The sequence below is a fragment of the Micromonospora sp. NPDC048986 genome, assembly GCF_040649335.1.
Taxonomy (GTDB): domain Bacteria; phylum Actinomycetota; class Actinomycetes; order Mycobacteriales; family Micromonosporaceae; genus Micromonospora; species Micromonospora alfalfae.
The window spans coordinates 1-21,592 of the sequence record NZ_JBEZFJ010000010.1 but is presented as its reverse complement, the minus strand read 5'-3'; the positions used below and the strand labels follow the sequence as shown (position 1 = coordinate 21,592).

The window sequence follows — 21,592 nt, the reverse complement described above, 5'->3', positions numbered from 1 at the left end:
CCTCCGTGTCGTTGTCACCTACGCCGCACCGCGCCCTTCCCTGCACCGTACACGGACCGCAACACGGCCGTCCCACGCGCTACAGCACCACGCCCGCGCCGAAAAGGGGTTACCCCGGCAAGCCTACGGCACGCTTCCCGGAAGAGATCTTTCCGCTCAGCCGCCACCCACCGGGCACCCTCACCGACCCAACGTCGACCGCAGCCCCACCCGCACCAACGCGGCGTGCAACTGCTCCGACAACGCCACCAACTCCCGCGCCGTCTCCGCCGCCCGCGCCCGCGCCGCCGGATCACTCTGCCGCGCCAACGGCGCCACCAACTGCGCGAACAAACCAACCTCCCGGTCCGCCGCCGTCCGATAACCCCGCAGGTGCCGCGGCTCCAACCCGTACGCCGCCAACCCCGCCACCGCCGACGCGATGATCAGCGCATCCGCGTCATACCACCCCGGCGGATCCGACACCAGCACACCGAGCCGCTCCAACTCCACCAACGTCGACTCGTCGATCCCACTGCGCGCCACCAGATCCGACCGGCCGAGCCGCACCTGCGACGACTCGGCCGGCTCCGCCAACTCACGACCCGGCACCGCACCATCAGGACCAACCGCCACCAACGCCGGCCGCGACCGCCCCGGCTGCTCACCGGACGAATCCCACTGGGCCAACTGCTCCCGGATCACCCGCAACGGCAGGTACTTGTCCCGCTGCGCGGTCAACACGAACCGCAACCGCGCCACATCGTCCCAGCTGTACTTCCGGTAACCCGCCGCCGTCCGCTGCGGCTCGACCAAACCCTCGGCCTCAAGAAACCGCAGCTTCGAAATCGTGGTATCCGGAAAATCCACCCGCAACTGCCCAAGCACCTCACCGATGCTCATCAGCGGCTCAGACCGAGCCGCCCCGGGTGACATGGAGGCCGCAGGCTCGTTCACCCCCGGCCGGCCTCCTCCTCCGGGCGCGGACCGGCGATGAACACCACCCGGAACTTACCGATCTGGACCTCGTCACCATTACTCAACGTGGCCGCCTCAACCCGCTCACGATTGACGTACGTGCCATTCAGGCTGCCCACGTCCCGCACCGTGAACGTCCCACCATCACGGTGGAACTCCGCGTGCCGACGCGAAACCGTCACGTCATCCAGGAAGATGTCACTGTCCGGGTGCCGGCCACTGGTCGTCACATCGTGGTCCAACAAGAACCGGGCACCCGCATTCGGACCTCGACGAACCACCAGCAGCGCCATACCCGGCGGCAACGAACCGGACATCCGGCTCGGCACCACATCGGTATCCGGCCCCTCCAGCACTTCGTCGAGCGAACCGAGATTGAGCGTCGAAGTGACGTCGAGTGGGGGGAACTCGTCGTCTGGCCGCGTCATGGGACCACCTCACGGATCTGTTCGGTCGGCGTCGGGTAATGGCGGGTCTGGCCGCCGGGCACTTGAACACCCGGCGGCTGGCTCCCCGTGCCCGGGAAGGCAATTCCGCAACGCTCAACTATTGGGTTCTCGGTCGACTGGGCGAGCCTAGCCAGCGCCGAAATGCAGGGCAACCGGACGCGCGCAGACATCCCACGCACCGGATCAAGCACACTCAGCCTTCGGTGATCTTCTGATACGCGGCCGCCGTCAGCAACCCATCCGTCGCAGTCGGATCATTCGGCGTGATCTCCACCAACCAACCCTCACCGTACGGATCAGTGTTGATCAGCTCCGGCGTGTCAGCCAACGCGTCGTTGCGCGCCGCCACCGTACCGGCCACCGGCGCGTAGATCTCCGACACACTCTTGGTCGACTCGATCTCACCCAACGAGTCACCGGCCGCGACCACCGCACCCGCCTCGGGCAACTGCACGTACACGATGTCACCGAGCGCGTCCTGCGCGAAGTGGGTGATGCCGACCCGGACCGAAGCCGTGCCGTCACCCGCCACCCACTCATGTTCGGCGGTGTATCGCAGATCCTCGGGAATCACCAGACGCGTCCTTCATCCATCGGTGCCCCGGACCACCCGGGTCCGGCGCGGCCGCGCCGGTCAGGAGACCGGACGGGCGTGTTCCAACTTGATCGGCACGTGCAGCGCCGAAACCTCGGCAACCTCACGCTCCCCAAACGTCACGTTACCGCCGTCACCCCGGACCGACGCCACCACCCCACCAGGAATGTTCAACGCCGTACGCATCGTCGCCGGATCACCGATCACCGTGATCGTGTACGGCCCCGACAACCGGCGCCCCTCCACCATCAACGACCCGTTGTCCCCATCGAGGAAGTACGTCGACGCGATGATCCGCACCGTCGCCCGATCCCCACCGGAAATCTGCATCGCCTCGGCGCCCGCACCACGCAACTCCTGAACCGCGTCCAACACCCGGTTCGCCGAGATCGGCTTCAGCCCCGAATCGAACTGCACAGTCAACCCCGGACCCACCGCCGGCAACGTCCCCGCCAGGATGCCCAACTCGTCCGCCCGCCGCGTCGCCTCATCCAACGCCGCCTGACGACCCTGCTCACCCGAGCGCAACTGCCGCTGACTGTCCTCCAGAGCCCTGATGTCCTGCTGCAGGCGGTTCTCCCGCGCATCCAGATCCGACAGGATCCGAACCAGGTCCTCCTGCCGGGTGGCACCCAGCGTCGGGTCCGTCGACGTCGTCTTCAACTGCACGACCAACGTGAACCCCAGCAGCGCCAACAACGCGGCGATCATCACCCCGGCCGCACTCCACCGGGACCGACCAGCCACCACCGGCTCCGCCGACTCGCCCACCGGCTCCGCCAACCCGTCGGAACCCGCGACCGCCTGCTCACCACCCACGACCGGCTGCTCCGCCGGTCGCGACACCGCGCTCAGATCCACCGTCGCACCATCGTCGACCGGCTCCACACCCGGCTCGCCCGCGGGCTCGCCATCCGCCGGCCCCTGCGGCGCCAACGGGCTCAACTCATCCGGATCCGGCGCATCAGGCCGCGGATCCGGCTCACCCGCCGGCCCACCCGGCCGCACCGGACCCGCCGGCTGCGGCCACCCGGTCCCCGTGTCGGTCTGCTCGTCACTCATCGCAACCCAACCTACGCCCGGAACAGGTGCCGACGGATCGCCGCCACGTTGCCGAAGATACGCACACCCAACACAACGACCACACCGGTGGACAACTGCCCACCCACCCCCAACTGGTCACCCAGATAGACGATCAGACCAGCCACCAGCACGTTCGAAATGAACGACACCACGAACTGCTTGTCGTCGAAGATGCGGTCCAGCCGGGCCCGCACCCCACCGAACACCGCGTCCAACGCGGCCACCACCGCGATCGGCAGATACGGCTGCAACGCCGCCGGCACCGTGGGATCAAGCCACACGCCCAGCACCACACCGGCGAGCAACGCCAGCACCGCGATCATCGGCCACCTCCGGAGGGGCTAACAGTCGTCGCCGGACCAGACGACCCGGGACTGCCGGACCGGACACCCGACGCGGAAGGGCTCGGACTGACCGACGGCTTGGCGTAGCGTAGCTGCGGCTCCGGCGCCGCCGGCAGGGTGAGGTCATCCGCCTCCCGCACACCGAACGACAACCCCGTCCCCTGCGCGACCTTCCGCATCAGCGCCGCGTTCCGGCTCTCCTCGAACTTGCGCCGCATCGAACCCGGCCCGATCGCCGACACCTCGTACGGTCCGGTCACCGGCCGGAAATCCACCAGCATCGCCTCACCCGCCGACCGGATCGTCGACGTCGCCGTCAACCGCTGCCCGTTGATGGCGATCGCCTCCGCCCCAGCACTCCACAACGCGTTCGCCACACCCTGCAGGTCGCTGTAGAGCACCCGCGGCGGCCCAGCGCCGGCACCGGTGACCGCGTCCGCCTTGTCCGGCGCATCAGCCAACCGCACCACGACACCATCACCGCGCACCCGACCCAGCCCGGTGCTCGCCTCCAGGTTGCGCAACCGGGCGGCGGCCGACCCGCTCAACGCCGCGTCCCGCTGCCGACTGACCTCCTCGCGCAGCTGGTCCGCCCGCGTGGACAACCGGTCAGTCTGGCTCTCCCGCTCCTTGATCTGCGCCACCAGACCCGAACGGGCCTGGCTCCGCCCCGGCTCGTCCGCCATCGTCTGCCGATACGCGACAGCGAACAGGAAACCGAGCATGACCACCACGACCAGGCTCACCGACCGCGCCGGCAAGGCCCGCCAACCCGGGGCCGGAGCGGACTCCGCCGAGCGCCGACGCGCGGCAGCGGCGTCCGCGTACCCCGGATCCAGCGGGTTGCGGAACAACTCGGTGAGGAAATCCGGCGCGTACACCCGGTCCTGGCCGGGTTTTCCCAGCCGCGGCGCGCTCACGCCGCCGCTCCCGGACCGCGCGCCGCGCGCACCAACCGGGCCGCCTGCACGACGTACATCCCGCCGGCCACCCAGTAGAGGACCAGCCCCCACCAGGCCAACGCCCAACCGATGGCGCTCGCCGCCGTCGCCACGTCGGTCGCCGCGCTGGCCAACAGCAGCACCGGGAACGCCGCGAGCAGCAGGAACGTGGCGGTCTTGCCCACGTAGTGCACCGGCGGCGGCCCGTACCCGTAGCGGCGCAGCACGGCCAGCGAGGCCAGCAGGAGCACCTCACGGGCCAGCAGCGCCGCGGTGAACTGCCACGGCACCACCTCCCGCGCGGTGAAGGCGACCAGGGTGGCGAGGATGTAGAGCCGGTCGGCGAGCGGGTCGAGCAGCTCGCCCAGGCGGCTGACCTGGTGCAGGCGGCGGGCGATCCAGCCGTCGACCCAGTCGGTGGTGCCGCCGATGGCCAGCACCACCACCGCGGCGACGTCGGCCCGCGCCACCAGGAACAGGTAGAGGAAGAGCGGCACGCCCAGCAGCCGCCCGAAACTGATCAGGTTGGGCACCGTGAGGACCTGGTTGCCGGGAGTCTCGTCACCGGTGTCCCGCGGTTGCTCTGCCCGAGCCGGCCGACGCGACACCGATCCTCCTCCACGGCACGCGGGCCCCCCGCCGGCGCCGGGCGCGGCTGAGGGTCGTACGCGCTGTCGGGCCGACCAGCGCCGGCTATCCCCTGCGGCCCCGGTCGGGGCCCCTTCCCCTGATGCGGCCCGCGATCATCGAGATCGCGGGCCGGGTAGGTGCGCTGCCACTATATCGGGCTCCCTCTCCCTGGCCGGGTGCCGCCGCGTGCAGTCGGTGCGGCTGTGCCGCACTGTGGCGTGGATCACCACGCGTAGAGCATCCTAGGATACTAGTCGAAGAGGGGCCGGCGCTCAGGCCGTCTGGACGGCGGGATCGGTCTGCTGCTCGGGCGTCGACGTCGCCGCCCGAGCGAATCCGGCCAGCGCCAGCAACAGCTCGTGCTGCATCCGCGCCGGCATCCGGTCCAACACCGCCTGCACCGCGCGCTGCCGCCGCTCGGCCAACTCCCCCAACAGGGTCAGCGCCGCAGCGGTCGGCACCAACCGCACCTCACGCCGGTCACGCGGGTCAGCCACCCGACGCAACAGCCCGGTCGCCTCCAGCCGGTCGCACAGGCGGCTCGCCGACGAGGGCACCACGTCCAGCAACTCCGCCAACCCGTTGACGTTGGTCTCCGGACGACCACTGATCAGCGTGAGCACTCTCAGCTGGGTGGGCGGCACCTGATGCCGGGACGCGGCCGACTCCAGCACGGCGATCAACGTCCCGGCGGCCGCGTCGATCGCCGCGGCGAGATCCGCAGGTCGCTCCACCTGATGTCCCCTGCCGTCGTCGCGCTGGTGCCCGCCCGGCAACGCGGCGGCGAATCTCACCCCGTGCCCCGTTCGCGCGGACCGCGCCAGTCCAGACAGACCACGACGGCGTCGTCGCGCAGATCGGAATCCGCGTGATAGGCGTGCAGTTCGCGCATCACCGTACCAACCGCCTCGGCTGGCGGCTGCAGCCGCGTGGCGCGCAGGGAGCGAGCCATCACCCGCTGCCCGTACGGCTCCTGACCCGGCGGCTCGGCGGCCCACACCCCGTCACTGACCACGAAGAGCCGGTCACCCGGTTCGAGTTGCACCTCCTGGAGCTCGTAGCGGGTCTCGGCGAACATGCCCAGCGGCAGCTGCTGATCCAGCTTCACCGGCTCGACAGTGGACCCGCGCATCCGCAACAGATGGGGGGAGCCCGCGTCGACAGCCCGCACCCGGCCGAGGCGGGTGTCCACCTCCAGCAGCAGGGTGGCCACGTACCGGGCGCCCCGGTGTTGGTAGAAGACCGTGTCCGAGGCCAGCTCGGCCTGTTCCACCAGGCCCCCACCGGAGCGACGCGCGTTGCGCATCGCGTTGACGGTGACGGCGGTCAACAGGGACGCCGCAAGCCCACTGCCCTCGCCGTTGAGCACCGTCACGGTGAGACGGTCGCCGTCCAACGACCAGTCGAAGTGGTCGCCGCCGACGGTGTACGCCGGTTCGAGCTGGCCGGCCAGCTCGAACGCGTGGTGGGACACGCCACGACCGGGCAGCAGGTCCCACTGCATCTCGGCGGCCATCGTCAGTCGCTCCCGCCGGCGGGCCCGCCGGTAACGGTCGGTCTCCCGGTCCGCCGCGCGCATCGCCACGGCCAGGGCGCCCGCGATGTCCGTGGCCCGACCGGTGACCGTCGCGTTCGGAACCGTCGGCAGCTCGATCAGCAGCACACCCAACCGCTCCCCCCACACAGTCAACGGCAGGTAGAGCCGACAGGGGCCTTCACCGTCGCGTACCGGCTGCTGGCTGCTGAAGCAGCGCTGCGCCATGGTGTGACAGGCCAGGAAGCCGCCCGCCGGCAGGTCCGGGTCCAGCACCGGCCAGAGGCCGCTGATCCGGTAGTCGGCGACGAAGACGTCGGTGCGCAGCGCGCCCATCGAGGACCGGATCGCCCGGTCCGCCGCCTCCGCCAACTGGTCGGGGGGAGCCTCGCGCAACGCGCGCGACACCACGTCCGGCGCGTCTACCATCGTCGTCCTCCCCAGAAGCTTGCTACAGGGCAAGCATCATACGGACGCCACCGGACGGAGGATCGGCGCGGTCAGTCACCCGCGCGGGTCGCGAGCACACCGTGGAACGCGTCGGGCACCAGTGCCGGCGGACCTTCCGGGCGCCACTCGGCGACCGGGACGATCCCGTCCGTCGTCGGCGCCCACCGACCCAACAGGGGCGCGAACGCCGCCGGTGCACGCATCCGGAACTGCGGCCCCATCATGGCCAGCGCCTGCGGGTGGTTGGCCAGCTCCTCGGTGTCGAAGTCCACCGCGAGCAGGCTACCCGGGGCCGCGGCAGCGTACAGCTCGTCGAGGGTGCGGGTCAGCGTGGCGTCGTCGAGGAACGCGGCCAGGCCGAGGAAGACCACCCCGACCGGTCGCCGGCCCCAGCCCGGCACGAAACGGTGCAGCTGCGCCGGGTCGACGGTGCCGATGTCCGTCGCGTCGCCGAAGCCGTAACCGGCCCGGTCGCTGCCGGCGAGGATGCTCTGTCCCAGGCGGATGGTGACCGGGTCGACGTCGGTGTAGAGCACTGTCGCGTCGGTGGCCACCTCGTGCACGTTGCCCATCGTCGGCACCCCGGCGCCGAACACCAGGAAGCCGTCCACGCCCTGGGCGGCCATCTCCCGTACCGCCCGGCCCAGAAACGCCCGCAGCTCGCGGAACACCGGCGCGCACGGCCCGTACGCCTGCTCGAAGGCGTTCGCGGCGGCCACGTCCACGGGGAAGTGATGCTGCCCGCCGAGCCAAAAGTCGATCATGCGAGCGGTGCTCGGCTGGTCTGGTTCACCCATCGGCGGCGCTCCCTCCCCGGTCGTCGCCAGCGTACCGACCGGGACGCGCTCAGCGGTATCGCGGCGCGAGGGCGCCCGGGCCCGCGATACTGGCCGCGAGCGGAGGTGGGCGGTGAACTCGGCGAACAACGCGGCGGTGGTGGTCGGCGTCGACGGCTCGGAGTCGGCGCTGCGCGCCGTGCGTCTGGCCGCGACCGAGGCGGCACGCCGGCACCGACCGCTGCGGGTCGTGCACGGCTTCATCTGGCCGCTGCTGCACGTACCGGTCTCCCCCGCCCCGGACGCGCCGCCCGGCGGTGGGCTGCGCCACCGGGTCGAGGAACTCGTCGAGGCCGCGGTGCGCGAGGCCGAGGCGACAGTGCCCGGGTTGTCGATCTCCGGCGAGATCATCGACGGTGAGGCCGCCGCGGTGCTGGTGGGCGAGTCCCCGACCGCCGCGCTCATCGTGCTCGGCGATCGCGGGTTGGGTGGGTTCTCCGCGCTGCTCGTCGGCTCGGTCGCGGTGCAGGTCGCCGCGTACGCCGACTGCCCGGTGCTGGTCGCGCGCGGCACGCAACGACCCGACGAGCCGGTCCTGGTCGCTGTGGACGGCTCGGACGCCTCCCGCCGGGCGGCGGACTTCGCCGCGGAGACCGCCGTGTCGCTCGGCGTGCCGCTGGTGGCGGTGCACGCCTACCGACACCCCGGCAGCAGCGGTCCGGGCGACATGCAACCCCTGGTCTACGACGAGGCGACGCTGCGCGGCGAGCAGGAGCGGATGCTCGCCGGGTGGCTGACCGGGCTCACCGAGGACCACAGGGGTCTGCGGTTGACCTGCCGGGTGGTGCACGGCCGACCCGGCACCGTGCTCGCCGAGGCGTCCCGCTCCGCCCAACTGGCGGTCGTCGGTGGGCGTGGACGCGGCGAGGTGACGGGGTTGCTGCTGGGGTCGGTGAGTCAGTCGATGCTGCACCACGCGCAGTGCCCGGTGGTCGTGGTCCGCGCGCCCCGGTAGCGCCCCGGGGTTGGTCCGCCACCAGGCGGGTAGACGGCCGCGGTACGCCCAGCGGACGGTGGGCAGCACCAGGTGCCCAGACCGACGAAGGAGGCAGAGATGCCAGGACCACGGCCGGGCAGTAACGCGTACGACAAGCAGCGCGCGCGGTTGCGCAACGCGATCGACGACTCCGGGCGTCGGGTACCCGACGGCAAGGCCAACCAGGTCGCGAACCGGATCCTCCAGGAGGATCGCGGTCAACGGGGCGTGGTGCGCGGTGAGCGGACGTACGGCCCGAAGAGCGAGCGCGAACCGGGCGACCCGAAGTGAGGAGGGTCGACGTGGCCGACGGCGCGATCGCGGGCGCCGTCGGCAGCACCGCGCTGAACGTGGTCAGCTACCTCGACATGGCGCTACGGGGACGTCCGGAGAGCGACGTCCCCGAGGAGACAGTCGACCGGCTGGCCGGGATCGCGCACGTGGACCTGGGGAACGGGGCCCGGGCGGCCAACCGCCGCTCGGGCCTCGGGCCGCTGATCGGTTACGGGCTGGGCGTCGCCGCGGGCGTCGGGTTCGCGCTCTACGCCGGTGGTCGACGGCAGCCGTTGCCGGTGGCCACCGGTCTGCTCGGCGCGGGCGTGATGACGATGACCGACGGGTCGATCACGGTGCTCGGGATCAGCGACCCGCGTACGTGGCGGCGCTCCGACTGGATCTCCGACATCATCCCGCACCTCGCGTACGGACTGGCGGCCGCCGCCACCTGGAACAGGTTGCGGCGGCCGCCAGCCCGCGGTCGCTAGCCCCTCGGTCAGCGGGTGTCGCTGTCGTCCTCGGCCACCGGCTCACCGGCCGGGCCGTACGGCGACACCTGCCCCTTGGGCACCGGTCGACCCTCGTCGCCGCGCGACGTGCCACGGTTGCCCGGATGCCCGCCCGAGGCGGGGCCCTTGTTGTCCTGGCTGGTCGCGCCCAGCGCGTTGCGGCGCAACTCCGGCTGCTGCGGGTTCGTCACGGGGTGTCTCCCTCCGGTACGGCAGGCGGCATCGACCGCCTCCACGGTCGGCATACCCGCCTGCCCCGGTGGCATTCCGGCAGCGGTCGGCGGTGCGACGGCTAGCGGGGCGTCAAGTGGGTAACCCGACGGCGTGGGCAATGATCGAAGTGTGGTGCGGGTGCTGCTCGACCGGCGTGGCCGCACGTATGCGGAGGAGGCCGGCATCCGGCTCTCCGACCGGCCGGGGCCGCTGTATCAGCTGCTGGTGCTGGCCACGCTGCTGAGCACCCGGATCCGCGCGTGCGTGGCGGTGGACGCCGCGCGGGAGCTGTTCGCCGCCGGCTACCGCACCGCACAGGCCATGGAGGCGGCCAGTTGGCAGGAGCGTGTCGACGCGCTGGGCCGGGGCCACTACCGCCGGTACGACGAGCGGACCGCCACCATGCTCGGCACCGGCGCCCGGCTGTGCCTGGACCGTTGGCACGGCGACCTGCGACGCCTGCACCGGCAGGCCCAGGGCGACCCGGCCGGGCTGCGGCGCCGGCTCACCGAGTTCCCCGGCATCGGCCCCACCGGCGCTGACATCTACCTGCGCGAGGCGCAGACGGTCTGGTCGGACGTGCGCCCGTACGCCGACCGTCGGGCTCTGGCCGGGGCGAAGCGGCTGGGACTGCCGGGGTCCCCGGACCGCCTCGCCGGCCTCGTCGACGAACCGGACTTCGGCCGACTCGCGTCAGCGCTGGTACGGGTGGCGCTGGGTGAGGAGTCCGCCGGTGAGGTCGCCCGCGTCGCGGCCCGCTGAGGCGCTCACTTGACCGTCTTGTCCCCCGGGCGGGTCAGGTGCCACACCAGCAGCGCGGCGAGCAACGCCAGGACCACCACCCCGCCGGAGATGCCGCTGCCCTCCTCGGGACTGCGGCCGGCGCTGCCGAAGTAGATCACCGCGAGGCCGGCCAGCACCGTGACGAACGTACGTAACCCTCGGTCCTTCACGTCTGGCACCGTAGGCGGACCGCGTTCCCCACCTTGCCGATTTGGGCCTTCGTCAGCCTTCTGGGTGAATACTCAATGCTCGGTGACGAACCCGCAGAGCCGCACCCGGCGTACCGCCCGGTCGGCGACCTCCACCACCTGCAGGGTCAGCCCGGGCAGCCGCACCGTCTCACCAGGGGACTCCGGCAGGTGCCGCAGTCGGGCCAGCACCAGACCAGCCACCGTCGTGTAGTCCCGGGACAACGGAAAGCTCAGCCGCACCCCCAGGTCGGGCAGGTCGTGCAGCGGAAAGTCGCCGGGCACCAGCAGCGACCCGTCCGGTTCCCGGACGACCCCGCGCACGTCCCGGTCGGTCTCGTCGTACAACTCGCCGACCACCTCGGCCAGCAGGTCCTCCATGGTCACCATGCCGTCGACACCCCCGTGCTCGTCGACCACCAGGGCCAGTTGCTGATGCTCCTGCCGCAGCTGACGCATGGCGTCGGCGACCGGCAGGGTCACCGGCAGCAGCAGCGGCGCCCGGACCCGCTCACCCACCGGGGCAGTGCCGGCCCGCACCAGGTCGCGGATGTGCACCACCCCGAGCACCTCGTCCAGGCCGCCGGGGCCGGTGACGGGAGCGCGGGACCGCCCGGCGGCGGCGAGCTGCCGGACCCCCTCGTCGGCGGCCAGGCCGGCAGGCAGCGTGGTGACCTCCCGCCGGGCCACCAGGATCTCGCGCAGTGTCCGGCCGGCGATGTCGAACGCGCCGGTCAGGATCTCCCGCTGCTGGGCCGACAGGCCGCGCTGGCTGGCCAGCATCTCCCGCAGCTCCTCCTCGGTCATCTCCTCCCGGTTGGCCCGGGGGTCGCCGCCGGCGAGCCGCACGACCGCGTCGGTGGCCCGGCTGAGCAGCCACACCGCCGGCCGGGACACCCGAGCCAGCAGATCCAACGGGCCGGCGCTCAGCAGCGCCCAACGCTCGGCGCGCTGCATGGCCAGCCGCTTCGGGGCCAACTCCCCGAGCACCAACGTGACGAACGTCAGCAGCACTGTCACCAGCAGCACCGCGGCGGGACGCGCCGCCCCGCCGAGGAAACCCAACGGACCGACCAGCGGAGAGGCCAACGACACCGCGGCCGCCGCCGAGGCCAGGAACCCCGCCAGGGTGATGCCGAGCTGAATCGTGGCCAGGTAGCGGTTCGGATCGCGGGACAGTTGCACCAACCGGTCGCCGGCACTGCTGCGCCGGCCCAGCTGCCGCAACTGCCCCTCCCGCAGCGTCACCAGCGCCATCTCGCTGCCGGAGAGCGCGGCGTTGACCAGCACCAGCACGGCCACCAACGCCAACTGCCCGAGCTGACCGCCCATCGCGTACCCCCGTCCGCCGCCTGAGGTCACTCAACCGCAGCGGGGCACCGCGCGGGCCCGGTTTGCGGGCGTGCCCCGCTCAGTCGACCTCCAGGTCGTCCAGCGAGATGGCGTGGGTCATCAGCCACCGGGCCAGCGCCGACATCCCGAACAGCCACAGCGGCACCGACTCGGTGGGGCCGTTTGTGGCGTAGATGGCGAACCGCAGGTCCGGCGCCCGGTACGCCTCGATCCGCCACTTGTGCTGCCGGTCCCGCCAGACCGCCGAAGGGTCCATGGCGTCACCGTAGGTGACCGTCGCCGACCTCGGGGCCGGTTGGCCGGGCATCGTCGGCTCAGCCCGGCACCACCGTCGTTCCGAACATGATTCGCGCTACGGACACCAGCAGACCAATCCCGACCCCGGCGAGGATCAACCAGCCGACGCCACGCCAGCCCGAGCCCCGCACGCGGACCGGTGCCGCCGGTGGCCGCCAGAGCTCCCGGTACGTCCAGGCGAGCACTCCCGTACCGAAAGGCAGCAACCCGATCCAGAACCAGAACCATCGGGTTGCGGCCAACGGTGGCGCTCCGCCGATCAACCGGCCCAGCCAGAGCAGAGTCAACACACCGGCGAGCAGCCCCGCGGTGGTCGTGATCCGGTGCGCCGCGTCGCCGCCGCCGTGCCACGGACCGGCGACGGCGGCCAGCCGCGCATCCGGCCCGGCCTGCGCCGACCGGTCCGGCCCATCGGGATACGACTGCGGGTTGGGCGGTTGGACAACGGCGTACCGGGTCTGACCGTTGGGCAGCGTCCACGCGATCGTCCAGCCCTGCTCTGCGGGCCGCAGATCAGGGCGGCTGCCCCAGTAGGCGTCGTCGTCAGCCCAGCCATTCGCCCGTTGGTAGGTCACCACTCGGCCCGCCGTGAGATCCTGATCGAGCTGGGCTCCGGTCGACTCGCGGGGCTCGACCCACCACGCCAGAGCGGCCCACAGCACCCACAGCACCGGCAGCCCCCACCGCAGCGCCACCGAGACGACGACGCGCCACCGACCACCGAACGGTCGCCACCGGGACGCTGACACCTGGACCATCAGCTCACCGTCGCATCTCGGCGCGAACGTGTCAGCACCGGATCGGCCGCGGCCGTCAGCGGTCAGGGTGATCCTGGTCCGTGGGCGACCGCCTCCGGCGAAACGACGTCCGCTACCGCTTCGTGCTGGACCTGCCCGACCTGGACTGAAAGCGGCCGGCCAGGTCGCGGCGCGGCGCTCAGCTGACGACGATCCGTGCGTCGTCGGGCAGCCGGCGGGTATTGCCCCGCCGGTCCAGCAGCTCCAGCAGGGGCACCGCCACCCGGCGGGTGGTGTCCAACGCCTGCCGGGCCGCGGAGAGGGTGAACGGCTGCGGCAACCCGGCCAACACCCGCACCGCGTCGTCGAGCGCGTCGGGCAGCAGCACCACGTTGTCGGCCAGCCGCAGCAGGGCGCCGGCCCGCACCGCGGCGCCGATCTCCCGGGGGCCCAGGCCGAGGTCGACGAGGCGGTCCGCCTCGGGGGCGCGAAACGGCCGGTCGCCGTACTCGGCGCGGACCCGTTGCACGGCCAGGGCCACCGGTGCGGGCAGCGCGTCGGCGCTCGCCGCCCCGACCCGGCCGGAGTGGATCCGCAGCGGCGGCCGGACCAGCGCCTCGACCAGCACCCGGTCGGGCAGGGCAAGACGCTGCCGCAGCGCGTCCACCGGCATCCCGGGTTCCAACGGGTGTTCCCGCGCGTGCCGGGCGACCTCCTCGGTCAGCCGCTCGCCGAGCCACCGCCAGTGCGCGGGGTCGGCCAGCCAGTCGCCGGCCACCGGCTCGGCGAACGCCGGCCGGTCCCGCCCCGCCTCGGCGGGCACCGCGACCCCCATCCGGATCAACGTGCCGGCCCGGATCAGCCGGCGACGACGCAGCTCCCCCGCCAGGTCGGGTCGACCGTCCAACTCGGCGAGGACCTGGGCGCGGGCGGCGGCCGCACCTCGTCGGCCCAGCGGTGGGGGTGCCACGTCCAGCACCCGCACGCCGCCGTTGACGTGGTGACGGCCCGGGTCCCGCAGCAGCGCCCTGTCACCCACCAGCAACGGCAACGGGCGGGCCAGCCGCAGCCGGACCGTGTCCGGGCCGAGCGGACGCACCCGTACCGGCACCGCCGCCGACCCGACGTGCAGGGTGAGGGTGGCCGGCAGGTCGGCCGCCGCATCACCGGCGAGCCGGACGTCGACCAGGTCGGTGTGGTGAAACCGGCCCGGGGTGAGCAACGCGTCGCCCCGGCCGAGCCGGTCGCGGGGCGTACCGCGCAGGTTGACCGCCACCCGGGCGACCGCCGCCGCCTGCGGTCGGGCCTCGCCGAGGGAGTGCAGGCCACGGACGCGGACCGGTTCGTCGGCGCCGGCCAGCTCCAGTTCGTCGCCCACCCGCAACCGGCCGGCGCCGAGGGTGCCGGTGACGACGGTGCCACTGCCCCGCACCGTGAAGCTGCGGTCCACCCACAGCCGGACCGGGTCGTCCAGCACCGGCGCGGGCAGTTGGGCGGCGAGCCGGTCCAGGGCCGCCCGCAGCTGCGGCAGGCCGGCGCCGGTCAGACCACTGACCGCCACCGCCGGCACCGCGCCGAGGCTGGTCTCGGCGATCTCGGCGCGGGCACGGGCCGTCGCCGGCCCCGGATCGGCCAGGTCCGCGCGGGTCACCGCCAGCAGGCCGTACGCGACGCCGAGCGCGTCGAGCGCGGCCAGGTGCTCGGCGGACTGCGGCATCCACCCCTCGTCGGCGGCCACCACGATCAGCGCCGCCGGGACCGGGCCGACCCCGGCGAGCATGTTCGGCACGAACCGCTCGTGCCCGGGTACGTCGACGAAGGCGACGGTGCCGCCGGACGGCAGCGTCGTCCAGGCGAAACCCAGGTCGATGGTCATCCCCCGGCGGCGTTCCTCGGCCCACCGGTCGGGCTCCATCCCGGTCAACGCCCGCACCAGCGTCGACTTGCCGTGGTCGACGTGCCCGGCCGTCGCGACGACGAACACGCTCAGTCCTCCCCGGGTACGCGCAGCACGGCCGCGCGGACTGCCTCATCCGCGTCGGCGGGCACACAGCGCAGGTCGAGCAGGAGCCGGCCGCGCACCACCCGGCCGAGGACCGGCGGGTCTCCGGTACGCAGCGGCGACGCGTACCGCTCGGGCAGGCTCAACGCCCACGAGTCCAACTCCACCCCGGGGGCGCCGCCCCCACCGACCACAGCGACGGCCGGCACCACCTCCGCCTTGCGGCCGTCCGCGCCGAGCCGGTCGCGCAGCCGCTCCACCCGTTCACGCAGGGCACCCGGGTCGGCGTGCAGCGCCGCCCGGGTCGGGGTGTCCGGTTGGTGCACTGTGGCGGCCAGCGCCGCCAGGGTGAGCTTGTCCACCCGCAGCGCCCGCGCCAGTGGGTGGCGACGCAACCGTTCGATCACCTCGACGTCACCCAGCAGCAGCCCCGCCTGCGGCCCACCGAGCAGCTTGTCGCCGCTGGCGGTGACCAGTGCCGCGCCCGCGCGCAGGGTGCTGGCAGCGTCCGGTTCGTCGGGCAGCAGCGGGTCCGCGCCGAGCAACCCGGAGCCGATGTCAGCGACCACCGGCACCCCGAGCGTGGCCAGCTGCCGTACCCCGACGGCGGAGGTGAAGCCGGTGACCCGGAAGTTCGACGGGTGCACCTTGAGCACGAAACCGGTCTGCGGGCCGAGCACGGCGGCGTAGTCCGCGACTGTGGTGCGGTTGGTGGTGCCCACCTCACGCAGCCGCGCGCCGGTGCTCTCCAGCAGGTCGGGCAGGCGGAAACCGTCACCGATCTCGACCAGCTCGCCCCGACTGACCACGATCTCCCGGCCGGCACCCAACGCGGTGGCGGCCAGCACCAGCGCGGCGGCGCCGTTGTTCACGATGTGCACGGCGCCCGCGTCGGGCACCGCGGCGGCCAGCGCGTCGAGCGCGCCCCGGCCACGACGGGCCCGCCGGCCGGTGACCAGGTCCAACTCGACGTCGGTGTGCCCGGCGGCGGCCAGCACAGCGGCCACGGCGGCGGACGACAACGGCGCCCGACCCAAGTTGGTGTGCAGCACGACACCGGTGGCGTTGAGCACCACCCGGGGGCCGGGCGTGGGCAACGCCGCGACCGCCGCGTCGCGTACCTCGTCGGGGTTGAGCTCGCCCCGGCGGGCGCGGCCCTGCGCATGGGAGACGATCGCCTTGACCTGCTCCCGGCCGAGAGTCACAGTGGCGGCGGCCAGCACCGGGTCGGCGAGCAGCGTGTCCGTACGGGGCACCCGACGTCGCGGGTCCACCGGGCCGTCGCCCATCACGTCATCTCCTGCAAACGGTGTGGCGGAGACGGACGGGAATCGAACCCGCCTGGCCCGGGTCCCGGACCACTCCGGTTTTGAAGACCGGGAGGGGCACCAGCCGCCTGAACGCCTCCACCGGACATTCGATCACACCGCGGGCGGCACCGCCCGATCAGCTGGAAGATCCATGCCGGTTCGCCGCGCCTCGACCCGTTCGCGCTGCGGCACCACCGTGTACCGGGGATCGCGGGCCGAGGCGACGCCGCCGTAGAAGATGCCGAACCGGGTCAGCACCGACGCGGCCAGCAGCGCGGTCCCCGAGAGCGCCCCGACCACCCGGCTGCGCCGGCCCAGCAGAGCACCCGCCACCCCGCCGGCGGTCAGCAACCGCCCGGCGCGCAGCAACCGACCCGGCCGACCCAACCGGTAGGGCTCGCTGAGCAGACCGAGTCGGGTCTCCACCCGATGCGCGCCGTACAACTCCAGGGCCGCGCCGGCCACCGCCATCCGGCGGGCCGGCCCGGCCTGGGCCGGCGGCGCGGCGAGCAGACCGACGCCGGCGCCGCTGGCCAACGCGCTGCCCGCGAAGATCACCGGCAGCTCGGGGTACGCCTCATGCCACGACGGCACCGCCGTGTCGGCCAGCAACACCCCGGTGTACGTCGCCAGCGCCGGCGCGGTGCCGGCGGCGAGCAGCCCAGCGGCGTGCCCGATCGGCGGCAACGCCCGGCCGGCCAGCCCGAGCAGACCGTGCCGGGGCAGCACACCCGCCGCCTCGGCGATCGCGGCGACGCCCGCCGCCGGCCCGTACGCGGTGAGGATCCAGGTGCCCATCGACATCGGCGAGGTCGGCTTGGCCACCCGCAGCATGTGGTGGAACCACGCCGGCCGGCCCAGATCCTTCACCAGGAAGACGGCGCTGGCGCTGACGGCGGCCAACGCGGTGACCCGACCGGCGCGCCGCAGCGCGGGCCGCCCGGTGAGCTGCCCGCCCGCGGCCAGCAGCGACGAGCCGGCGGCCAGCCCGCCGGTGAACAGGTACGCGGCGATGTCCCACTTCCAGACCGGCCCCTTCAGAACGGGCCGCCCGTAGTAGGACGTGAACTCGGCCTCCGGCACCCGCAGTTCCTCACCGCCGCCGCGCCGCCTGCCCCGCCGGCCCCCGGCTTCGGTGCTCCGCCGTGCCGTCAGGTCACCCCGGCCGCTGCTGGCGGCGGTGCCCCTGCCGTTCGGGTGGTCGCCAGCGCTCGCCGCCGCTGCGCCGCTCTCGACCTGCGGGCCCCTCGTGGCCGCTGCGCCGCTCGCCGCGTTGGGTCGGTCGGCGCTCGTCGGCGCTCGGTCGACGCGGCCGCCGCTCTCGGCGGCGAGCCGCTCCCGGAAGCGACGGAACCGGTCGCCCACGGGGCCCGGTGGGGTCATGAGGAACCTCCGACGAACGCGGCGACTGTCGCCGCCGCCATGGCGAGAGCCGCGAAGCCGGCACGCTTCCACATCTTCGGCAGGTCACGGGTGGTCACGACCGGGTCGGGCGGCAGCCCGTACACCTCGGGTTCGTCCAGGAGCAGGAAGAACGCCCCGTCACCACCCACGCCGTCGTTCGGGTCGTGCCCGTACAGGCGGGCCTCGGGGACCCCCCGCTCGTGCAGCGTCGCCACCCGGGCGGCGGCGCGTTCGCGCAGCTCGTCCAGAGGCCCGTACTGGATCGACTCGGTCGGGCACGCCTGCGCACACGCCGGAGTCATCCCCGCGCCCAACCGGTCGTAGCACAGCGTGCACTTCCACGCCCGACCGTCGTCCTTACGCTGGTCGATCACCCCGTACGGGCACGCCGAGATGCAGTACCCACAGCCATTGCAGATGTCCTCCTGCACCACCACAGTGCCGAACTCGGTGCGGAACAACGAGCCCGTTGGACACACGTCCAGGCAGGCCGCATGGGTGCAGTGCTTGCAGACGTCCGACATCATCAACCACCGGAAATCGGTGCGCTCCTCGACGCCAGTGCCCCGGCCCGGTGGCTGGGCCCCCGGCATCCCCAAGAACTGGGGGCCCGCGTCGACCGGCCGGGCCGCGTCGGCGTCGACCGGCGCACCGAGGACGTCCACCGGCGCGGCGCCATGACCGGCCGGGCGGGGCTGCTCGATGAACGCGACGTGTCGCCACGAGTTCGCTGTCAACGCTCCGGTGTTGTCGTACGACATGCCGAGCAGATCCAGGCCACTCTCCGGAACGCCGTTCCACTCCTTGCAGGCGACCTCACAGGCCTTGCAACCGATGCAGACGCTGGTGTCGGTGAAGAAACCCATCCGCGGCGGCGCGTTCTCATAGCCCGCCTCGGGTGCCGGATCCAACGGGCCGTACAGGCTGTTCGGGTCAGGAAGCACCGTGCACCGTCCCCTCATCGTCGGTGGTCACGGCCGGAGCGTGCTGGCCCGGGATGATCCCGGCGCGCCGCTGGTAGTCGGCCACCAGCTCGAGCAACGCCGGGCCGGTGGGCCGACGGCCCGGCCGCACGTCGCAGGTGCCGACCTTGCTCTCCTGGATCAGCACGTTCGGGTCCAGGCTGATGCCGAACAGGTCGTTCGCCGAGTCACCGGTGACCAGACCCTCGAAACCGAAGTGGTACGGCAACCACACCTGGTGAATGATCCGACCGTCCACCCGCAACGGGGTGAGCCGGTCGGTCACCAGCACCTTCGCCTCGATCACCGCACGGCCGCTGACCAGGTGCGCCCAACCCAGATGCGTCAGCCCGACCTCGCCGGCCAGCGCCGGGGACACCTCGACGAACATCTCCGGTTGCAGCTCCGCGAGCGGTGACACCGTCCGGCTCATCGCACCGGCGGTGTGGTGCTCGGTGAGCCGGCTGACGGTGAACACGTACGGGAACACCTGACCGTGCTTCTGCGGCGGACTCGGGTTCACCGAGTTCACCGGGTGCGCGTACATCTTGCGGGTCGGGTTGGCCTGCTGACCGTAGAGCGGGTTACGCACCGGCGACTCCACCGGCTCGTAGTGCGTCGGCAGCGGCCCGTCCAGGACACCGCTGGGCGCGTACAGCCAGCCCTTGCCGTCGCCCTGCATGACGAACGGGTCGTCGCCAGCAATGCCCTCCGGCCCGGACGCGCCGGCTGGCGGCCGGTACGACGGTGGTTTGGTCTTCTCGAAATCCGGCACGTCGTAGCCTGTCCACTCGGACTTCGCCGCGTCCCACCACACGTAACGCTTTCGCTCAGACCACGGGTTGCCGTCCGGGTCGGCGGAGGCACGGTTGTAGAGGATGCGCCGGTTCGCCGGCCACGCCCAACCCCACTCGGCGGCAACCCAGTCCTGTTCGTGCCGGGACTTGCGGCGGGCCGCCTGGTTGACCCCGTCCGCGTACACCCCGCTGTAGATCCAACAGCCGATCGCGGTGGAGCCGTCCGCGCGGGCCTCGGCGAAACCGGACAGCGGGCGACCGGTCGCCACGTCGTACCCGTTGATCTCGCGCAGCACCGCCTCGGCGCTCGGCTCCGCGTGCGGGCCGTGCGTGGGGTAGTCCCAGGTGAGGTCGAGCAGCGCCCGGTCACGCGGCAGCGGCGAGTCGGCCAGCCTCTCCCGCAGTTTGCGGCCCAGGTGATAGAAGAACCACAGCTCAGAGCGGGCGTCGCCCGGCGGCTCGACCGCCTTCTCCCGCCACTGCAACAACCGCTGCGTCTGGGTGAACGTGCCCTCCTTCTCCACATGCGACGCGGCGGGCAGGAAGAACACCTCGGTGCGGCACTCCTGCGGCACGATCTCCCCGGTGGCGACCTCGGGGCCGTTCTGCCAGAACGTCGCGCTTTCGATCATGAACAGGTCGCGGACGACCAACCAGTCGAGGTTGGCCATGCCGAGCCGCTGCGCCCGGCCGTGCGCCGAACCGACAGCCGGGTTCTGCCCGAGCAGGAAGTACCCCTTGATCTTCCCGTCGATCATGTTGAGCACCTGCTGGTAGGTGCCGTGATCACCGGTCAGCCGGGGCAGGTAGCCGTAGCAGAAGTCGTTCTCCGGCGTCGCCGCGTCACCCCAGTACGCCTTGAGCAGGCTGGCGGCGAACGACCGCGCGTTACCCCAGAACCCCTTCTGCCCCGGGTGGCGAATGCTGTCCACCCACTCGTCGAAGCTCGGGTGCTCGGCGTGGTGCGGCATCGGCAGGTAACCAGGCAACAGGTTGAACAACGTCGGAATGTCGGTCGAGCCCTGGATGCTGGCGTGGCCACGAAGCGCCATCACCCCGCCACCCGGCCGGCCCATGTTGCCCAGCAACAGCTGGATGATCGCGCCGGTGCGGATGTACTGCACACCCACACTGTGCTGCGTCCAACCCACCGAGTAGATCAGCATTCCGGTGCGCTCCCGGCCGGAGTTCGCCGTCCACGCTCGCGCCAACTCCAGGAACTGCGCCTGCGAAATGCCGCAGACCCGCTCCACCATTTCCGGGGTGTAACGGGAGAAGTGTCGCTTGAGGATCTGGTAGACGCAGCGCGGGTGCTGCAACGTCTCATCGCGCCGGGTCTGCCCGCCCACCGGCGCGCCGTGCGACTCGTGCGCCAAACCCGCGGCGCTGTCCCGCTCCTGGGCGGTGTGCCCACTGCCCGACGAACCCTCGTGCCCCTCGTACTGCCAACTGTCCTGCACGTAGGTGCCGGTCTCCGGGTCGAAGCCGGAGAAGAAGCCGTCGCCGTCCTCGGTGTCGCTGAACTCCTCGCTCACGATCGTCGCCGCGTTGGTGTACGCGAGCACGTACTCCCGGAAATCCAACTCGTTGTCCAGGATGTAGCGCACCACCCCACCAAGCAACGCGATGTCAGTGCCCGCCCGGATCGGCAGGTACTCATCCGCGACAGCGCTCGTCCGAGTGAACCGCGGGTCGATGTGGAAGACCTTCGCACCCTGGCGCTTGGCCTCCATCACCCACTGGAAACCCACCGGGTGCGCCTCAGCCATGTTCGAACCCTGGATGACGATCACGTCAGCGTTGGCGATGTCCTGCTGGAAATCCGTCGCACCGCCACGACCGAAGCTGGCCCCCAGACCGGGGACGGTGGCGGAGTGTCAAATACGGGCCTGGTTCTCGATCTGCAACGCCCCCATCGCGGTGAACAACTTCTTGATGAGGTAGTTCTCCTCGTTGTCCAGCGTCG

24 protein-coding genes and 1 tRNA gene are annotated in these 21,592 nt (G+C 72.2%); 4 read left to right on the top strand and 21 right to left on the bottom strand.

From position 1 onward, the window contains the following. Positions 1 to 180: 180 nt before the first annotated feature. The 10 genes from AB0B94_RS20695 to AB0B94_RS20650 all read right to left on the bottom strand — a co-directional run bounded on the left by AB0B94_RS20695 (position 181) and on the right by AB0B94_RS20650 (position 7,780). Positions 181 to 882, bottom strand: coding sequence for a MerR family transcriptional regulator (locus AB0B94_RS20695; RefSeq protein WP_238669783.1), 702 nt, complete (start codon positions 880 to 882; stop codon positions 181 to 183). A 50-nt stretch (positions 883 to 932) separates the two neighbouring features. Then, the gene (locus AB0B94_RS20690; protein ID WP_007071101.1) at positions 933 to 1,385 is read right to left on the bottom strand and encodes an FHA domain-containing protein; all 453 of its coding nucleotides are present in this window, start codon (positions 1,383 to 1,385) and stop codon (positions 933 to 935) included. Between the two features lie 214 nt (positions 1,386 to 1,599). Further along, a complete protein-coding gene (gene gcvH / locus AB0B94_RS20685) occupies positions 1,600 to 1,980 on the bottom strand; it encodes a glycine cleavage system protein GcvH (RefSeq protein WP_091397961.1) in 381 nt (126 codons plus the stop codon). 60 nt (positions 1,981 to 2,040) lie between these two features. After that, the gene (locus AB0B94_RS20680) at positions 2,041 to 3,063 is read right to left on the bottom strand and encodes a DUF881 domain-containing protein (protein WP_357282305.1); all 1,023 of its coding nucleotides are present in this window, start codon (positions 3,061 to 3,063) and stop codon (positions 2,041 to 2,043) included. Between the two features lie 11 nt (positions 3,064 to 3,074). After that, complete coding sequence (locus AB0B94_RS20675) at positions 3,075 to 3,407, bottom strand: small basic family protein (protein ID WP_030327710.1); 333 nt, start codon at positions 3,405 to 3,407, stop codon at positions 3,075 to 3,077. Continuing rightward, positions 3,404 to 4,348 carry a DUF881 domain-containing protein gene (locus AB0B94_RS20670; protein ID WP_357282303.1) on the bottom strand — a complete coding sequence of 315 codons (945 nt, stop codon included), beginning with the start codon at positions 4,346 to 4,348 and terminating at the stop codon, positions 3,404 to 3,406. Before AB0B94_RS20670 ends, AB0B94_RS20675 begins: the two co-directional genes overlap by 4 nt. Then, complete coding sequence (locus tag AB0B94_RS20665; protein WP_357282301.1) at positions 4,345 to 4,977, bottom strand: CDP-alcohol phosphatidyltransferase family protein; 633 nt, start codon at positions 4,975 to 4,977, stop codon at positions 4,345 to 4,347. Before AB0B94_RS20665 ends, AB0B94_RS20670 begins: the two co-directional genes overlap by 4 nt. A gap of 294 nt (positions 4,978 to 5,271) precedes the next feature. Continuing rightward, the gene (locus AB0B94_RS20660) at positions 5,272 to 5,733 is read right to left on the bottom strand and encodes a MarR family transcriptional regulator (RefSeq protein ID WP_357282938.1); all 462 of its coding nucleotides are present in this window, start codon (positions 5,731 to 5,733) and stop codon (positions 5,272 to 5,274) included. Positions 5,734 to 5,789: 56 nt separating this feature from the next. Then, positions 5,790 to 6,962: a PP2C family protein-serine/threonine phosphatase gene (locus AB0B94_RS20655; protein WP_357282299.1), complete on the bottom strand. Its 1,173-nt coding sequence runs from the start codon at positions 6,960 to 6,962 to the stop codon at positions 5,790 to 5,792. A 71-nt stretch (positions 6,963 to 7,033) separates the two neighbouring features. Further along, positions 7,034 to 7,780, bottom strand: a complete 747-nt coding sequence (locus AB0B94_RS20650) for an SAM-dependent methyltransferase (RefSeq protein WP_357282297.1) — start codon at positions 7,778 to 7,780, stop codon at positions 7,034 to 7,036. A gap of 112 nt (positions 7,781 to 7,892) precedes the next feature. Between AB0B94_RS20650 and AB0B94_RS20645 the strand changes: the two genes are divergently transcribed. The 3 genes from AB0B94_RS20645 (at position 7,893) to AB0B94_RS20635 (ending at position 9,559) form a co-directional block, all read left to right on the top strand. Next, positions 7,893 to 8,774 (top strand): universal stress protein, encoded by an 882-nt coding sequence (locus AB0B94_RS20645; protein WP_357282294.1) that lies wholly within the window; start codon positions 7,893 to 7,895, stop codon positions 8,772 to 8,774. Between the two features lie 99 nt (positions 8,775 to 8,873). Beyond that, positions 8,874 to 9,086: a phosphatidylethanolamine-binding protein gene (locus tag AB0B94_RS20640; protein WP_088948250.1), complete on the top strand. Its 213-nt coding sequence runs from the start codon at positions 8,874 to 8,876 to the stop codon at positions 9,084 to 9,086. Next, positions 9,083 to 9,559, top strand: coding sequence for a hypothetical protein (locus AB0B94_RS20635; protein WP_357282290.1), 477 nt, complete (start codon positions 9,083 to 9,085; stop codon positions 9,557 to 9,559). The genes AB0B94_RS20640 and AB0B94_RS20635 overlap by 4 nt, the downstream gene beginning before the upstream one ends. An 8-nt stretch (positions 9,560 to 9,567) precedes the next feature. On the opposite strand, the gene AB0B94_RS20630 is transcribed toward AB0B94_RS20635, so the two are convergent. Then, positions 9,568 to 9,771, bottom strand: coding sequence for a hypothetical protein (locus AB0B94_RS20630; protein ID WP_357282288.1), 204 nt, complete (start codon positions 9,769 to 9,771; stop codon positions 9,568 to 9,570). 133 nt (positions 9,772 to 9,904) lie between these two features. Between AB0B94_RS20630 and AB0B94_RS20625 the strand changes: the two genes are divergently transcribed. Next, a complete protein-coding gene (locus tag AB0B94_RS20625; protein ID WP_357282285.1) occupies positions 9,905 to 10,555 on the top strand; it encodes a hypothetical protein in 651 nt (216 codons plus the stop codon). Between the two features lie 5 nt (positions 10,556 to 10,560). On the opposite strand, the gene AB0B94_RS20620 is transcribed toward AB0B94_RS20625, so the two are convergent. From AB0B94_RS20620 to fdh, 10 genes are all read right to left on the bottom strand, one after another. Then, positions 10,561 to 10,746 (bottom strand): hypothetical protein, encoded by a 186-nt coding sequence (locus AB0B94_RS20620; protein WP_238669772.1) that lies wholly within the window; start codon positions 10,744 to 10,746, stop codon positions 10,561 to 10,563. Between the two features lie 72 nt (positions 10,747 to 10,818). Further along, positions 10,819 to 12,096 carry a hemolysin family protein gene (locus AB0B94_RS20615; protein ID WP_357282281.1) on the bottom strand — a complete coding sequence of 426 codons (1,278 nt, stop codon included), beginning with the start codon at positions 12,094 to 12,096 and terminating at the stop codon, positions 10,819 to 10,821. Positions 12,097 to 12,175: 79 nt separating this feature from the next. Then, positions 12,176 to 12,373 (bottom strand): hypothetical protein, encoded by a 198-nt coding sequence (locus AB0B94_RS20610; protein WP_238669770.1) that lies wholly within the window; start codon positions 12,371 to 12,373, stop codon positions 12,176 to 12,178. Positions 12,374 to 12,431: 58 nt separating this feature from the next. Then, positions 12,432 to 13,172 (bottom strand): hypothetical protein, encoded by a 741-nt coding sequence (locus tag AB0B94_RS20605; protein ID WP_357282279.1) that lies wholly within the window; start codon positions 13,170 to 13,172, stop codon positions 12,432 to 12,434. Positions 13,173 to 13,350: 178 nt separating this feature from the next. Beyond that, entirely contained in the window at positions 13,351 to 15,135 is a 1,785-nt protein-coding gene (gene selB, locus AB0B94_RS20600; RefSeq protein WP_357282276.1) for a selenocysteine-specific translation elongation factor, read from the bottom strand. Positions 15,136 to 15,137: 2 nt separating this feature from the next. Next, positions 15,138 to 16,442 (bottom strand): L-seryl-tRNA(Sec) selenium transferase, encoded by a 1,305-nt coding sequence (gene selA / locus AB0B94_RS20595; protein WP_357282272.1) that lies wholly within the window; start codon positions 16,440 to 16,442, stop codon positions 15,138 to 15,140. Positions 16,443 to 16,465: 23 nt separating this feature from the next. Then, positions 16,466 to 16,561 (bottom strand) — tRNA-Sec (locus AB0B94_RS20590). A gap of 13 nt (positions 16,562 to 16,574) precedes the next feature. After that, positions 16,575 to 17,846: an NrfD/PsrC family molybdoenzyme membrane anchor subunit gene (gene nrfD / locus AB0B94_RS20585; RefSeq protein WP_357282270.1), complete on the bottom strand. Its 1,272-nt coding sequence runs from the start codon at positions 17,844 to 17,846 to the stop codon at positions 16,575 to 16,577. Continuing rightward, complete coding sequence (locus tag AB0B94_RS20580) at positions 17,843 to 18,829, bottom strand: 4Fe-4S dicluster domain-containing protein (RefSeq protein ID WP_357282267.1); 987 nt, start codon at positions 18,827 to 18,829, stop codon at positions 17,843 to 17,845. The genes nrfD and AB0B94_RS20580 overlap by 4 nt, the downstream gene beginning before the upstream one ends. Further along, positions 18,801 to 21,592 (bottom strand): formate dehydrogenase (gene fdh, locus AB0B94_RS20575; RefSeq protein WP_357282265.1); only part of this gene is annotated, 2,792 nt, incomplete at its 5' end. The genes AB0B94_RS20580 and fdh, both read right to left, overlap by 29 nt.

Bases quoted from the DNA above. Each gene is read 5' to 3' on its own strand.
- AB0B94_RS20695 (WP_238669783.1), bottom strand. From the start codon at position 882: ATGAGCATCGGTGAGGTGCTTGGGCAGTTGCGGGTGGATTTTCCGGAT.
- AB0B94_RS20690 (WP_007071101.1), bottom strand. From the start codon at position 1,385: ATGACGCGGCCAGACGACGAGTTCCCCCCACTCGACGTCACTTCGACG.
- AB0B94_RS20680 (WP_357282305.1), bottom strand. From the start codon at position 3,063: ATGAGTGACGAGCAGACCGACACGGGGACCGGGTGGCCGCAGCCGGCG.
- AB0B94_RS20675 (WP_030327710.1), bottom strand. From the start codon at position 3,407: ATGATCGCGGTGCTGGCGTTGCTCGCCGGTGTGGTGCTGGGCGTGTGG.
- AB0B94_RS20655 (WP_357282299.1), bottom strand. From the start codon at position 6,962: ATGGTAGACGCGCCGGACGTGGTGTCGCGCGCGTTGCGCGAGGCTCCC.
- AB0B94_RS20650 (WP_357282297.1), bottom strand. From the start codon at position 7,780: ATGGGTGAACCAGACCAGCCGAGCACCGCTCGCATGATCGACTTTTGG.
- AB0B94_RS20640 (WP_088948250.1), top strand. From the start codon at position 8,874: ATGCCAGGACCACGGCCGGGCAGTAACGCGTACGACAAGCAGCGCGCG.
- AB0B94_RS20615 (WP_357282281.1), bottom strand. From the start codon at position 12,096: ATGGGCGGTCAGCTCGGGCAGTTGGCGTTGGTGGCCGTGCTGGTGCTG.
- AB0B94_RS20610 (WP_238669770.1), bottom strand. From the start codon at position 12,373: ATGGACCCTTCGGCGGTCTGGCGGGACCGGCAGCACAAGTGGCGGATC.
- AB0B94_RS20605 (WP_357282279.1), bottom strand. From the start codon at position 13,172: ATGGTCCAGGTGTCAGCGTCCCGGTGGCGACCGTTCGGTGGTCGGTGG.
- selA (WP_357282272.1), bottom strand. From the start codon at position 16,442: ATGGGCGACGGCCCGGTGGACCCGCGACGTCGGGTGCCCCGTACGGAC.
- nrfD (WP_357282270.1), bottom strand. From the start codon at position 17,846: ATGACCCCACCGGGCCCCGTGGGCGACCGGTTCCGTCGCTTCCGGGAG.
- AB0B94_RS20580 (WP_357282267.1), bottom strand. From the start codon at position 18,829: ATGAGGGGACGGTGCACGGTGCTTCCTGACCCGAACAGCCTGTACGGC.